At 70.8% G+C, this 13,069-nt stretch carries 14 protein-coding genes; 5 read left to right on the forward strand and 9 right to left on the reverse strand.

Annotated elements, in window-relative coordinates:
- Positions 1-18 precede the first annotated feature (18 nt).
- The gene (locus ACFQ58_RS03540) at positions 19-1,473 is read right to left on the reverse strand and encodes an Nramp family divalent metal transporter (RefSeq protein ID WP_376949600.1); all 1,455 of its coding nucleotides are present in this window, start codon (positions 1,471-1,473) and stop codon (positions 19-21) included.
- 172 nt (positions 1,474-1,645) lie between these two features.
- Between ACFQ58_RS03540 and ACFQ58_RS03545 the strand changes: the two genes are divergently transcribed.
- The 5 genes from ACFQ58_RS03545 (at position 1,646) to ACFQ58_RS03565 (ending at position 4,847) form a co-directional block, all read left to right on the forward strand.
- Positions 1,646-1,972 (forward strand): hypothetical protein, encoded by a 327-nt coding sequence (locus ACFQ58_RS03545; protein WP_376949602.1) that lies wholly within the window; start codon positions 1,646-1,648, stop codon positions 1,970-1,972.
- 76 nt (positions 1,973-2,048) lie between these two features.
- The gene (locus ACFQ58_RS03550) at positions 2,049-2,735 is read left to right on the forward strand and encodes a TrmH family RNA methyltransferase (RefSeq protein ID WP_376949604.1); all 687 of its coding nucleotides are present in this window, start codon (positions 2,049-2,051) and stop codon (positions 2,733-2,735) included.
- Between the two features lie 39 nt (positions 2,736-2,774).
- Entirely contained in the window at positions 2,775-3,407 is a 633-nt protein-coding gene (locus ACFQ58_RS03555; protein ID WP_376949606.1) for a TetR/AcrR family transcriptional regulator, read from the forward strand.
- A 22-nt stretch (positions 3,408-3,429) separates the two neighbouring features.
- On the forward strand, positions 3,430-4,446 hold the full coding sequence (locus ACFQ58_RS03560; protein ID WP_376949608.1) for a magnesium and cobalt transport protein CorA: 1,017 nt from the start codon (positions 3,430-3,432) through the stop codon (positions 4,444-4,446).
- A gap of 32 nt (positions 4,447-4,478) precedes the next feature.
- The gene (locus ACFQ58_RS03565; RefSeq protein WP_376949610.1) at positions 4,479-4,847 is read left to right on the forward strand and encodes a DUF4440 domain-containing protein; all 369 of its coding nucleotides are present in this window, start codon (positions 4,479-4,481) and stop codon (positions 4,845-4,847) included.
- A 4-nt stretch (positions 4,848-4,851) separates the two neighbouring features.
- Here ACFQ58_RS03565 and cls read toward each other — a convergent pair whose 3' ends face one another.
- The 8 genes from cls to ACFQ58_RS03605 form a co-directional block, all read right to left on the reverse strand.
- A complete protein-coding gene (gene cls, locus ACFQ58_RS03570) occupies positions 4,852-6,327 on the reverse strand; it encodes a cardiolipin synthase (RefSeq protein ID WP_376949611.1) in 1,476 nt (491 codons plus the stop codon).
- A 138-nt stretch (positions 6,328-6,465) separates the two neighbouring features.
- Positions 6,466-7,143, reverse strand: coding sequence for a response regulator (locus ACFQ58_RS03575; RefSeq protein ID WP_376949613.1), 678 nt, complete (start codon positions 7,141-7,143; stop codon positions 6,466-6,468).
- Positions 7,140-8,363, reverse strand: a complete 1,224-nt coding sequence (locus tag ACFQ58_RS03580) for a sensor histidine kinase (RefSeq protein ID WP_376949615.1) — start codon at positions 8,361-8,363, stop codon at positions 7,140-7,142. Before ACFQ58_RS03580 ends, ACFQ58_RS03575 begins: the two co-directional genes overlap by 4 nt.
- Before the next feature lie 41 nt (positions 8,364-8,404).
- The gene (locus tag ACFQ58_RS03585; protein ID WP_376949617.1) at positions 8,405-9,700 is read right to left on the reverse strand and encodes an ABC transporter permease; all 1,296 of its coding nucleotides are present in this window, start codon (positions 9,698-9,700) and stop codon (positions 8,405-8,407) included.
- Positions 9,697-10,425 (reverse strand): ABC transporter ATP-binding protein, encoded by a 729-nt coding sequence (locus ACFQ58_RS03590; RefSeq protein ID WP_376949619.1) that lies wholly within the window; start codon positions 10,423-10,425, stop codon positions 9,697-9,699. The genes ACFQ58_RS03585 and ACFQ58_RS03590 overlap by 4 nt, the downstream gene beginning before the upstream one ends.
- A 128-nt stretch (positions 10,426-10,553) precedes the next feature.
- Positions 10,554-11,981: an argininosuccinate synthase gene (gene argG / locus ACFQ58_RS03595; protein WP_376949621.1), complete on the reverse strand. Its 1,428-nt coding sequence runs from the start codon at positions 11,979-11,981 to the stop codon at positions 10,554-10,556.
- 148 nt (positions 11,982-12,129) lie between these two features.
- Positions 12,130-12,351: a helix-turn-helix domain-containing protein gene (locus ACFQ58_RS03600; protein WP_376949623.1), complete on the reverse strand. Its 222-nt coding sequence runs from the start codon at positions 12,349-12,351 to the stop codon at positions 12,130-12,132.
- Positions 12,351-12,848: a DUF2975 domain-containing protein gene (locus ACFQ58_RS03605; RefSeq protein WP_376949625.1), complete on the reverse strand. Its 498-nt coding sequence runs from the start codon at positions 12,846-12,848 to the stop codon at positions 12,351-12,353. Before ACFQ58_RS03605 ends, ACFQ58_RS03600 begins: the two co-directional genes overlap by 1 nt.
- Between the last annotated feature and the right edge of the window lie 221 nt (positions 12,849-13,069).

Raw genomic sequence — 13,069 nt, forward strand, 5'->3', positions numbered from 1 at the left:
GTGAACAGGGCGACCGTGTCAGGCGCCGGTGAAGACCAGCCAGAGCAGCACGGCGTTGAGCGTGATGAGGAAGATCGACGCGCCGATGCCCGCCGCCGTCGTAGCCCAGTGGTTGCGCCACCGGCCGAGCACGCCCGCCCGCGCGGTGAGCGCGACGAGGGGGACGAGCGCGAACGGGATGCCGAACGACAGCACCACCTGGCTCAGCACGAGCGAGAGCGTGGGGTCGAACCCCGCCCACAGCACTGCGAGCGCGGGGATGAGCGTGATGAGCCGTCGAACCAGCAGCGGGATGCGCACGTGCAGCAGGCCCTGCATGATCTCGGCGCCCGCGTACGCGCCGACCGAGGTCGAAGCCAGCCCGGACGCGAGGAGGCCGACCGCGAAGAGCGTCGCGATCACCGGGCCGAGCGACACGTACAACGCGGCGTACGCGCCCTCGAGGCTGTCGGTGCCCTCGACGCCCGCGAGGTTCACGGCCGCGAGCAGCAGGATGCAGAGGTTCACGGTGCCGGCGATCGCCATCGCGATCGACACGTCCCAGCGCGTGGCGCGCACCAGCCGGTCGGTGGGCAGGGCCGTCGCGGTGCCCGGCTCACCGCCGCGCATGCGGGCGAGGTCGCCGCTGCCCTCGCGGACGACCAGCCGGGCGAGCCCGCGCCGGACCGCGCCGCCCGAGGCCACCGCGGCGATCTCCGGGTCCACCTCCGTGCTCGCAGGAGCCTCGGCCGAGACGTGCGTGCCGCCGAGCGACTGCCGCCTCACGAATCGGTCGCGGCTGAGCGCCGAGTGCGCGTAGATGGCGTGCGGCATGATCGTCGCGCCGAGGATCGAGGCGGCGAGCAGCACCGAGTTGGCATCCTCGAAGCGAGGCACGAGTCCGGCGACGAGGTCGGACGGATCGGGCGGCGCGATGAAGACGCCGACCGAGAAGCCGACCGCGATGATCACGAGCAGTCCCATGATCACGAACTCGAACGTGCGCGGACCGCGCTTCGACTGCAGCACGAGCAGCACGATCGACACGGTGCCGGTGATGAGCCCGCCCCAGACCAGCGGGACGCCGAAGAGCAGGTTCAGCGCGACCGCTCCACCGATGACCTCCGCCAGGTCGGTCGCCATGGCGACGAGCTCGGCCTGCAGCCAGTACGCGCGCCGGCCCCACCGGCTGCGGATGCGCCGGCCGAGCACCTCGGGCAGGCTCTCGCCCGTGACGATGCCGAGCTTGGCCGAGAGGTACTGGATGAGCCACGCCATCACGTTGCCGAGCACGACCACCCAGACCAGCAGGTAGCCGTACTGCGCGCCCGCCGTCATGTTGCTCGCGACGTTGCCGGGGTCGAGGTAGGCGACGCCCGCGACGAGGGCGGGCCCGATGAGCCAGGCGAGTCGGGCGACCGAGGCGGGCGGCGTCACCCGGGCGGTGCGCTCGGGCGGCGGGGTGGTGGCGACATCCGTGTCGGCTTTCGGCATACCGAAATCGTAGCGGGTTTTCGGTACACCGAAAACCGCCGCGCCGTGTGCCCAGTTCGCGGGCGTTCGGCGTGAGAACGCGAGGAGTAGGTTGCGGGCTTGAGACGGCTTGAGCGCCCGCGCCCGAGCGTGACCCGAACCTCCGGTCGTCCCTCACAGTGAGGTGGATCAGATGAAGCGAATCGCAATCGGATGTCTCGTGGCCCTCGGGCTCGTGGTCGGCGGTGCCACAGCGGCGAACGCCGGTGAGTACAACGGCAAAGGCGAGCGCCTCGAGACGGGCGCCCACGTCGCGAACTCGGCGTGCGCCTTCTCGGGCCGCGACCTGCCCGACGGCAGCGGGCCCGGTCAGGAGAACAACCCCTTCCCGTTCATGGACGACGACGCGGTCACCGGCGGCCACGTGCAGAGTTACGGCCAGTACGTGCGGGCCGGTCTGAAGGGCGCCGTGCCGAGCCCCGGCGACGCCTGTCGAGGCGGCGTCGAGTTCGGAGGATAGCCGCACGACCTCACGGCGGTCCCGCGCGAGCTCGCCGGGGCCGCCGACCGGTGCGCCCGGCGGCTAGCGTTGGGGCGTGAGCGACGACGACCGAGAGGATGGCACGGGCGCGCCCGGCGCCGACGACGCGACCCCGCACGTCGAGCCCCAGCTGCCGCAGCACGGTGTCGGCCCATGGCCCGGCGGCCGCTCGGCCTGGCCCGACGACCCGCGCTACGACCCAGACCTGCTCGCCCACGGCGATCGCCGCAACGTCGTCGACCGGTACCGGTACTGGCGACTCGAGGCGATCGTCGCCGACCTCGACGAGCGGCGCCATCCGTTCCACGTCGCCATCGAGAACTGGCAGCACGACCTGAACATCGGCTCGATCGTGCGCACGGCCAACGCGTTCGCCGCCGAGACGGTGCACATCATCGGGCGGCGGCGCTGGAACCGTCGCGGCGCGATGGTGACCGATCGCTACCAGCACCTCGTGCACCATCCGGATGTCTCCGACTTCGTCGCGTGGGCGCACGCCGAGGGCCTGCCGATCGTCGCGGTCGACAACGTCGAGGGCGCCGCGCCAGTCGACCTCGCCGACCTGCCGGAGCGGTGCGTGCTGCTGTTCGGACAGGAGGGGCCCGGCCTCAGTGACGAGGCACTGGCCGCCGCCGACGCCGTCGTCGAGATCACGCAATACGGCTCGACCCGCTCGATGAACGCGAGCGCGGCCGCGGCGATCGTGATGCACGAGTGGGCGCGCCGTCACGCACGGACCTGAACGTGTTGTCCACGCGGCCAAGAGCGGTACGATGAGCGGATGGCCACCCGATTGGATCCCGCCGAGCGACGCGAGCAGATCCTCGACGCGACGCTGCGGCTCGTGGCGCGCGACGGCTTCGCCGGCGTCACGCTCCGCGACGTGGCCGCCGAGGTCGGCGTCGTCCACGGGCTCATCCGTCACTACTTCGCGACGCGCGAGCAGCTCGTCGCGGCGGCGTTCGACGCGGCCGTGCTCGCCGAGTCCGTCCAGGATGACGAGCTCGCCGAGCGCCTCGAACCCGTCGCCGCGCTCGCCGACTGGCTGAGCACCACGCCGCGCGAGCACTACCTCGTGTGGATCGACGCGTGGAGCGAGGCCCCGCGCAATCCCGAGCTCCACGCGGCGCTCACCCGCCACCACCGCGACTCCGACCTCCGGCTCGCCCGGATCATCGAGCGCAACGTCGCCACAGGCGCCGCCTCGAGCGACGACCCCGAGGCCGACGCCCGCATGCTCACCGCGCTCGTCGACGGCGTCGCCGTGCAGCACCACGCCCTCGGGCTCATCGACGAGGCCGAGGCCGACCGCATGGTCTTCGCTGCCGCCGAGGCGCGGCTCGGCATGCATGCCGGCTCCCTCGCCCGAACGCGGCCCACGCCGACGCGCGGGCAATGGGCCGCCGCGCACTGACGACCGCTGGGAGACTGGACGCGTGCCGGTCATCGACAACGCCGTCTATCGCGACGGCCGCCGCGTCGCGAGTCCCGCGACGCTCGAGGAGAGCTTCGAGGTCCGCGAGCAGCACGGCGGCTTCTCGTGGATCGGCCTCTACCGTCCGACCGCCGAGGAGCTCGACGCGGTCGCGGCCGAGTTCTCGCTCCACCACCTCGCGGTCGAGGACGCGCGCAAGGGCCATCAGCGCGCGAAGCTCGAGCGCTACGGCGAGACGCTGTTCGTCGTCCTTCGGCCGGCGCGGTACCTCGACGCCACCGAGGAGGTCGAGTTCGGCGAGGTGCACCTCTTCGTGGGCCGCGACTTCGCCGTCACCATCCGGCGCGCGGAGGCGCCCGACCTCGCCCGCGTCCGGCGTCGGCTCGAGGCCACGCCCGACCTGCTCGCGCGCGGTTCCGAGGCCGTGCTCTACGCGGTGCTCGACGAGGTCGTCGACGAGTACGCGCCCGTGCTCGCCGGACTCGAGAACGACATCGACGAGATCGAGGAGGAGCTCTTCGACGGCGATCCGCAGGTCACGCGGCGCATCTACGACCTCGCCTCCGAGGTGATGGAGTTCCAGCGCGCCACTCGGCCGCTCCTCGACATGGTGCAGGCGATCGAGCGAGGGTTCGAGAAGTACCAGGTCGACCTCGAGCTGCAGCGCTACCTCCGCGACGTGCTCGACCACGTCATCCGGGTCGTGGAGCGGGGCGACTCCTTCCGCCAGCTCCTCCAGAACGCGCTCGCCGTGCACTCGACGCTCGTCACGCAGCGGCAGAACGACGAGATGCAGCAGCTGACGCAGACGAGCCTCAAGCAGAGCGAGGAGGTCAAGAAGATCTCGAGCTGGGCGGCGATCATCTTCGCCCCGACCCTGATCGGCACGGTCTACGGCATGAACTTCGCGAACATGCCCGAGCTGGACCATCCGCTCGGCTATCCCGCCGCGCTCGCCGCGATGGTGCTGTTCGGCATCACGCTCTACGTCATCTTCAAGCGACGCAACTGGCTCTAGGGACTGCCGGCCGGGCCGGGTAGCGTGGCCGCATGACCGAGATCACCGACGATCTGCCCGCCCGACTGCTGCACGAGGAGCATGCCGGATGGCGCGCCATCCTCGCCGGGCGCGGCGGCACGCACTACGCCCGCTCCATGACGCGCGACGCGATCATGATCGTCGAGGGCGCCGTGCTCGGTCGCGACGACGTGATGGGCGCCTTCGCGAGCGTCCCGCCGTGGGAGGCGTACGAGATCCACGAGCCCGCCGTCGTGCGCCTCGGCGACCACGCCGGCATCCTCGCGTACCGCGCCGTCGCTCGCCGCGGCGACGACGTCGCGAATCTCCGGATGTCGACGACCTACCTGTACGACGACGGCGCGTGGCACGTGGCCGCGCACCAGCAGACGCCCGCGTAGCGCGTTACTGCAGCGCCGACGTGAGCCGGGCGATCCCGTCGAGGAACGTCGCGCTCGCGGGCTCGCGATCCCATTCCTCGAGCGTGAGCTCGCGGCCCAGTTCGCGGTACTTCGCCTCGACCTCGCGCATGTCCGCCACGAACGACGCGCCGCGCACGAGCAGCGTGACCTCGAAGTTCAGCGCGAACGAGCGGATGTCCATGTTGCTCGACCCGATGACGGCGACGTCGTCGTCGATCGAGAGGTGCTTCGAGTGCAGGATGTACGGGCCCGGGTACAGCCAGATGCGCACCCCGGCCTGCAGGAGCGCGCGGTAGTACGAGCGCTGCGCGTGCCAGACGCCGCCCTGGTCGCCGATCTCCGACACGAACAGCTGGACGTCGAGCCCGCGGAGCTTGGCCGACGTGATCGCGTAGACCATCGCCTCGTCGGGCACGAAGTACGGGCTCGTGATGATCACCTGCTCCTGCGCCGAGTTCACGAGCGTGAGGAACTGCCTGAGGTTGTTCTCGCTCTCGAACGCCGGGCCGCTCGGGACCACCTGGCAGTCGAGCGCGTCGGGTGAGGTGTCGACCGGGATCGCGGTCGCCGGCGTGTTCCACTCCTCGCCGAGCACCTCGCCCGTCTCGGCGTACCAGTCCGAGCGGAAGACGGCGTTCAGCTCGGCGACCGTGGGGCCGGTGACGCGGGCGACGAGCTCCTGCCACATCAGCCCGCGCTTGATGTTCTTCGGCGAGTCGTAGTTGCGGTCGATGAGGTTCTGCGACCCCATGTGGCCGATCACGCCGTCGACCACCACGATCTTGCGGTGATTGCGCAGGTCGGGTCGCTGCCAGTCGCCCTTCAGCGGCCGCACGGGCAGCAGGTAGTGCCACTCCACCCCGATCCGGTCGAGTTCGGCGATCGTGGCCTTGTGCAGCGGGACCTTCGCGGACGCGATGTGGTCCATGAGCAGCCGCACCCGCACGCCGCGCTGCACCGCGGCGTCCATCGCCGCGAAGAAGTCGCGCGTCGTGTCGTCGAACGCGACGATGAAGAACTCGACGTGGACGAAGCGCGTCGCGGTCGCGACATCCGCCGCCATCGCGTCGATCGACCCCTGGTAGTCGTCGATCAGGGTCGCGCGGTTGCCCGACGTGACGGGAAGGCCGGTGAGCCGCGTGTTCTGCTCGACCGCGGACGCGAACCAGGTCGGCCAGGCGTCGTGGTCGAGGACGAGGTCGAGGCCCTCCGTCCGCTCGGCGATCATCCGGTCGGCCTCCTCCTGGCGCGCCATCCGCTGCTTCGGCAGCCGGATGTTGCCGATGAGCAGGTACAGCAGGATGCCGATGAACGGGATGAGGAAGATGGCGAGCAGCCAGGCCATGGCCGCCGTCGGCTTGCGGTCGCGTGGGATCACGATGAGCGCCACGATGCGGATGATCCAGTCGACCAGGATGACGATGCCGCCGATGACGGCGGCCCATTCACCGCCGCTCACGGGCGGGCTCCGGCTCGGGCGCACACGTCCACGGTCATCGCCCCTCCCGAAGGTCTGCGGACCGCCGCCCGGGCATCGTTGCGTGCGGTCGATGCCCGAGTATGGCACCGGCCGCAGCGCGGCGTCAGGACCTTCGGCTCAGTCGGTGCCGGGTCGCACGAGGCCGTGCTCGTAGGCGAGGATCACCAGCTGCGCCCGGTCGTGCGCATGCAGCTTCGACATGATCCGATTCACGTGCGTCTTCGCGGTGTGCGGCGAGATCACGAGCGCGTCGGCGACCTGCCCGTTCGACGCGCCGCGCGCGACGAACACGAGCACCTCGCGCTCGCGGTCGGTCAGGAGGTCGAGTCCGGGGAGCGGCGCCCGCGAGGGGTCGGGCACCGGCTCGGCACGGAGGTATCGCTCGATGAGGAGCCGCGTCGCCACGGGCGACAGGAGCGACTCTCCCGAGTGCACCGTGCGGACGGCGTCCACGAGGGCGTCGGGCTCGGTGGCCTTGCCCACGAACCCGCTCGCGCCGGCGCGCAGGGCCATCGCCACGTTCTCGTCGTCCTCGAAGGTCGTGAGGATGAGCACGCGGACGTCGGCGAGCCCGGGGTCGTCGCAGATGCGGCGCGTCGCCTCGATGCCGTCGAGTCGCGGCATCCGGATGTCCATGAGCACCACGTCGGGCCGCAGCGAGCGTGCCAGCTCGACGGCATCGAGACCGTCGGCGGCCTCCGCCACGACCCGGAGGTCCGCTTCGGCGCGGAGCAGGGCGACGACCGCCTGCCGAATGAGCGGCTGGTCGTCGACGACGAGGACGGTCGTGGTCACGCGTCGTCTCCCCGGTCGGTCGGCAGGGTCGCGATGAGCCGGTGCACCGAGCCGGTGGTCCCGGCGCGCGCGGTGCCGCGCACGGCCGCGACGCGCTCGCGGAGGCCGATGAGCCCGAGCCCGGTCGACGGGCCCGTCGCCGGCTCCGCGCCCGTCGCGTCGACCGGGTTCGTGACGGTGATGGCGAGCTCATCGGGGCGGTACTCGAGGAGCAGGTGCGCCCGCCCGGATGCCCCGTGCTTGTGCACGTTCGTGAGGCCCTCGCGGATCACCTGGTGGGCCACGCGGTCGACGGCCGGTGGGAGAGGGCGGGGCGTGCCCTCCACGCGCACGCTGGTCTCCAGGCCGGCCGCGGTGAACCCGGCGAGCAGGTCCTCGAGCTCGCCGAGCCCGGGCAGCGGAGCCGTCGGGGCCGATGCGCGCTCGTCGTCGGCGGGATCGCTGCGCAGGACCGACAGCAGGTCGCCGATCTCGGCCAGCACCGTCCTCGAGGCATCGCCGATGGTGGCGAGGGACGTGCGGGCGGTCGGGAGGTCGACGTCGCGGTCGCGCGCGATGGCGCGGCTCGCGACGCCCGAGTGCAGGTTGATGACGGCGATCTGGTGGGCGACCGCGTCGTGCAGGTCGCGCGCGATGCGAAGCCGCTCCTCGGCGACGCGTCGGCGCGCCTCGGACTCCTTCGTGCGCTCGGCCCGCTCGGCGCGCTCGGTGATCGCGTCGATGTACGCGCGACGCGAGCGCGTGGCATCCCCGGCCGCGCCGGCGAAGGCGACGAGCGCGGGCACGGGGATGAGCCTCGGGTCGAAGACCTGCGCGGGGCCGGCGAACAGCTCGACGACGACGAGGAGCACGACGGTGGCGGCGACCACCGGGATCGACTTCCGTCGCTCCAGCCGCGCCGTGACGCCGAAGGTCGCGATCGCCACCGGCAGCACGAACGGAAGCGAGGAACCCGCCACCAGCGTGCCGACCGACAGCAGGGCGATCGTGGCGACGAGCACGGAGATCGGCCACCGACGCCGCAACGGCAGCACGAGGGCCGCCGCGATCGCGATCGCGATCGTCCACGGCGTGAGCGCGACGACGGATGGCCCGTGGTCGCCGCCGCGCCCCACCGAGGGGAGCAGCGCGGCGGCGACCACCGAGACGCCGGCGACGAGGTCCCACGCCCAGGCCGGGATGCGGCGGCGGCGGACCGGAACGACCGTTGGCTCGTTCATCCGTTCATTCTTCCCACCGCGGCGGCCACGGGCGAGGGTGCCTACTCGTATCGCAGCGCATCGATCGGGTTCAGCCGTGCCGCGCGGGCGGCGGGCAGGGAACCCGCGACGAACGCGATGCCCATGACGAGCAGGACGATCGTCAGGATCGACACGGGATCGAACGCGATGAGCGTCAGTCCCGGCAGGTCGGCCAACAGCGTCGACGAGAGCGCACCACCCACGGCCGTGCCGGCGAGCATGCCGATGCCGATGCCGACCACACTGCCGAGGAAGCCGATGTACGTCGCCTCGGAACTGAAGAGCCCGAACACCTTGCCGCTGCCCATGCCCATCGCCTTCATCAGGCCGATCTCGCGCGTGCGCTCCTGCACCGACATGAAGAGCGTGTTCACGATCCCGAAGCTCGCGGCGAGCAGGGCGATGATCGCGAAGGCGTTCAGCACCAGGACGATGCCGTCGATGACCGCCTTGAACGTCCCGAGCGTGTCGTCGAGGGTCGTCGAGGCGAATCCGGCGTCGGTCAGGCTCGCTCGGAGCGCCTCGACCTGCTCGGGCGTGGAGTCGGGATCGAACCGCACCGTCGCGGAGCCGTGCTGGTCGGCCTGACCGGCGGCCGCCCCGATCTCCTGCACGTCGTGCAGCGCGTCGGTCAGCGCGGTGTTCGGGGCGGCGCTCGACCCGGCGCCACCGAGTCCGGCCTCCGAGACGCCCACGACCGTCGCCGTCACGGTCCGCGCGTCGCCGTTGCCGTCGGTCAGCCCGAAGACGACCTCCTGCCCGATCGCCGCCGCGTCGTCGTCGAATCCGAGCGGCTCGACGTAGTCGACGGGGATGGCGACCTGAAGGTCATCGGATGCCGCATCGGGCTGCTCGCCCGCCGCGAGCTGCACCTGGGTGCCCGGGACGAAGGATCCCACGTTGATCTGGTACGGCGTGCCTTCGGCGCGCTGGACGAAGTCGACATCGACCTGCTTCACCGGATCGACGGACAGCACGCCGTCGATCGAGGCGATCTCGTCGAGATCCGCCTGGGTGATGGGCTGGAGCGTCTGCTCGCCCTCCGGTCCCACTGCCTGCTGGGTCACCTGGTCGGGGGTGTACTCCGGCGGACCGTCACCCGCGTCCTCGGCGGGCGCGTGCGTCACGGTCAGGACGTCGTCCGAGCCGATCTCGGCGACCGTCTCGTCGATGTACTGGTTGATGCCGGTGCCGAGCCCGGTGGTGATGGTCAGGGTGAAGGCGCCGATGAAGATCGCCAGGATCGTCAGGATCGTGCGGGTCTTCGAGCGGAAGGTGTTGGAGATCGCGCTGGCGATCACGTCGGTCGTCCTCATGCGGCCCGCACCTCCTCCCGTGCGTCGTCCGCGTGCGCCTCGACGCGTTCGGCGACGATGACGCCATCGCGCATGTGGATCCGACGATCGCAGCGGGCCGCGAGCTCCTCGTCGTGCGTGACGATGATGAGCGTGATGCCCTGTTCCCGGTTGAGCTCGAACAGGATGTCCTCGACGACGGCGCCCGTCGCCGAGTCGAGGTTGCCCGTCGGCTCGTCCGCGAAGATCACGCGCGGGGTGTTCACGAGTGCCCGTGCGATCACGACGCGCTGCTTCTGGCCGCCCGAGAGGTCGGACGCGCGGTTTCGCGCCTTGTCCTCGAGCTCGAGCTGCGCCAGTGCGGCCAGCCCACGGCGCCTGCGCTCGGCGCGGCCGACCCCGGCGATCTTCAGGGGGAGGATCACGTTCTCGAGCACCGTGGCGCCCGGCGTGAGGAAGAACTGCTGGAACACGAAGCCGAACGTGCGGTTCCGCGCGCGATTGAGCTCGCGACCCCGGAGCTCGCCGGCGTCGCGGCCGGCGAGGTGCACCGAGCCCGACGTCGGCTCGTCGAGCAGGGCGAGGAGGTGCATCAGCGTGGACTTGCCGGATCCGGACTTGCCGACGATCGCGAGGGACTCGCCCTCCCGGATCTCGAAGCTCACCCCCTTGAGCGCGTCGAAGCGCGTCGCGCCTCGTCCGTAGGTCTTGCGCAGGTCGTCGACCCGCAGGATGGGGGTGGCCATGCCGATTCCTCTCTGCTGCGGTGCGCAGTTCGCGCATCGTCATGGAGAGTCTCGTCAGCCCGGACGTCCGGCGCGTCCACCCGGTGAGGTGTCTTGACGTACTGCGTTCGCAGTACGCGGCATCGGATTCAGTCGGTGCCGAGGTCGAACGCGGCGGCCTCGTTCGCGGCATCCGTCGCGGCGTCGAGGTCGGTCTCGACCTCGCCCGCGAGGATCTGCGCGGCCTGCCCCGCGGCGATCTCGCCGACGAGCTGGGCGGTCGCGCCGCCCACGATGCCGAGCTGCGCATACTGCTCGAGGCGGGCGCGCGAGTCGGCGATGTCGAGGTTGCGCATCGTGAGCTGGCCGATCCGGTCCTCGGGGCCGAACGCCTGGTCGCCGACGCGTTCCATCGAGAGCTTGTCGGGGTGGTAGCTGAGCGCGGGGCCGGTGGTGTTCAGGATCGTGTAGTCGTCGCCGCGGCGCAGGCGCAGCGTCACCTCGCCGGTCACGGCCGAACCGACCCAGCGCTGGATCGACTCGCGAAGCATGAGCGACTGCGGGTCGAGCCAGCGACCCTCGTACATGAGGCGGCCGAGGCGGCGACCCTCGTTGTGGTAGTTCGCGACGGTGTCCTCGTTGTGGATCGCGTTGAGCAGCCGCTCGTACGTGATGTGGAGCAGCGCCATGCCAGGCGCCTCGTAGATGCCGCGCGACTTGGCCTCGATGATGCGGTTCTCGATCTGGTCGCTCATGCCGAGGCCGTGGCGGCCGCCGATGCGGTTCGCCTCGAGCACGAGCTCGACCGGGTCGTCGAACTCGACGCCGTTGAGCGCGACCGGCCGGCCCTGCTCGTAGCGCACGGTGACGTCCTCGGCCTCGATCGCGACCGAGTCGTCCCAGAAGCGGACGCCCATGATGGGTTCGACGAGCGTGATGCCGGCATCGAGGTCCTCGAGCTTCTTCGCCTCGTGCGTGGCGCCCCAGATGTTGGCATCGGTCGAGTAGGCCTTCTCGACGGACGCCCGATAGGGAAGGTCGCGGGTCTGCATCCACTCGCTCATCTCGGTGCGGCCGCCGAGCTCGGTGACGAATGCGCTGTCGAGCCACGGCTTGTAGATGCGAAGGCGCGGGTTGGCCATCAGGCCGTAGCGGTAGAACCGCTCGATGTCGTTGCCCTTGTACGTGGAGCCGTCGCCCCAGATGTCGACGCCGTCCTCCATCATGGCGCGCACGAGCAGCGTGCCCGTGACGGCGCGGCCCAGCGGGGTCGTGTTGAAGTACGTCTTGCCGCCGCTGCGGATGTGGAACGCGCCGCACTGCAGGGCGACCAGTCCCTCTTCGACGAGCGACGTCTTCACGTCGACGAGGCGGCTCAGCTCGGCCCCGTACTCGAGCGCGCGACCGGGCACCGCCTCCACGTCGGGCTCGTCGGGCTGGCCGAGGTCGGCGGTGTAGGTGCAGGGGATGGCGCCCTTCTCACGCATCCACGCGACCGCCACGGAGGTGTCGAGACCTCCCGAGAAGGCGATGCCGACGCGTTCGCCGGCGGGCAGGGAGGTGAGGACCTTCGACATGGCCTCCAGCCTACGGGAGGTGCGGAACCCTCGCGTTCGCGTGACGGCGCCCGCCTGGCGCCCTACCCGCCAGGCCCCTGCCCGCCAGTCGAGTTGCCGGTTCAGCCGGGACTCCCCCTTCAGCATCCGGCGGAACCGGCAACTCGAGTCAGGGTGCGACGCCGTCGTCGTCGACCCACTCGAGCAGGTCGCCGGGCTGGCAGCCGAGCACGCGGCACATGGCGTCGAGCGTGCTGAGCCGCACGGCCTTCGCACGCCCGTTCTTCAGGACGGCGACGTTCGCGGGCGTGAGCCCGACTCGCTCCGCGAAGTCGCCGACGCTCATCTTGCGCTTGGCGAGCTCGACGTCGATGCGCACGACGATCGCCATCAGATCACCTCTTCGAGGTCGCTGCGCATGGCCGCCGCCTGGTGCAGGAGCGCACGCAGCACCACGACGACGAGCACGACCACGCCGCCGATGAGCACCAGTCCGGTCGGGACCACTCCGTTGCCGGGATCGCGCAGCTCGGGCGTCGTGAGGAAGACCGTCATCAGCCAGGCCGCGACGCCGAAGAGCATGAGCCACGCGACCACGATGGTCCAGGTCATCAGGTCGACCCAGGCGAACGACTTCTCGCTGAAGATGCGGTCGGCGCGGATCAGCGAGAGCAGGCGCCAGATGCACACGAGGACCACCTGGACGCAGAGCACCTCGAGGATCGAGAACGCGAGCAGGATCCACGGCACGGGCCCGAGCTCGGGCGCTTCACGCGCCTGCTGCATGAACTCGCCGGGCAGGCTCATCACCTGGGCGACGACAAGCCCGGCGAACACGAGCACGATGAGGACCCGGAGCGGCACGATCACTCGGTTCAGAGAAGTCATGCGTCGAATATCGCGCATTATCTATCGAGTGTCAATCGGTAGCCATCGAAATACGGATTTCGCGCCGAGCCGCTGTATCGCAATGCGAAGGTTCTCCACAGCCCCTCCCGCTGACGCGTGCGCGTCAGTAGACTCGCGCGAACCGGTCACGGGCGGCACGACCTGCCGCCCTCGTCGCATCCACTGGGCGGGCCGGCCCGCCGCCGGCCGTTTCGGTCGGC

The organism is Agromyces sp. NPDC056523 (assembly GCF_042794545.1).
Taxonomy (GTDB): domain Bacteria; phylum Actinomycetota; class Actinomycetes; order Actinomycetales; family Microbacteriaceae; genus Agromyces.

What these genes read in the sequence shown, in the direction of transcription:
- ACFQ58_RS03540 (WP_376949600.1), bottom strand. Translation starts at nt 1,473, where the DNA reads ATGCCGAAAGCCGACACGGATGTCGCCACCACCCCGCCGCCCGAGCGC.
- ACFQ58_RS03545 (WP_376949602.1), top strand. Translation starts at nt 1,646, where the DNA reads ATGAAGCGAATCGCAATCGGATGTCTCGTGGCCCTCGGGCTCGTGGTC.
- ACFQ58_RS03555 (WP_376949606.1), top strand. Translation starts at nt 2,775, where the DNA reads ATGGCCACCCGATTGGATCCCGCCGAGCGACGCGAGCAGATCCTCGAC.
- ACFQ58_RS03565 (WP_376949610.1), top strand. Translation starts at nt 4,479, where the DNA reads ATGACCGAGATCACCGACGATCTGCCCGCCCGACTGCTGCACGAGGAG.
- ACFQ58_RS03580 (WP_376949615.1), bottom strand. Translation starts at nt 8,363, where the DNA reads ATGAACGAGCCAACGGTCGTTCCGGTCCGCCGCCGCCGCATCCCGGCC.
- ACFQ58_RS03585 (WP_376949617.1), bottom strand. Translation starts at nt 9,700, where the DNA reads ATGAGGACGACCGACGTGATCGCCAGCGCGATCTCCAACACCTTCCGC.
- ACFQ58_RS03590 (WP_376949619.1), bottom strand. Translation starts at nt 10,425, where the DNA reads ATGGCCACCCCCATCCTGCGGGTCGACGACCTGCGCAAGACCTACGGA.
- argG (WP_376949621.1), bottom strand. Translation starts at nt 11,981, where the DNA reads ATGTCGAAGGTCCTCACCTCCCTGCCCGCCGGCGAACGCGTCGGCATC.
- ACFQ58_RS03600 (WP_376949623.1), bottom strand. Translation starts at nt 12,351, where the DNA reads ATGGCGATCGTCGTGCGCATCGACGTCGAGCTCGCCAAGCGCAAGATG.
- ACFQ58_RS03605 (WP_376949625.1), bottom strand. Translation starts at nt 12,848, where the DNA reads ATGACTTCTCTGAACCGAGTGATCGTGCCGCTCCGGGTCCTCATCGTG.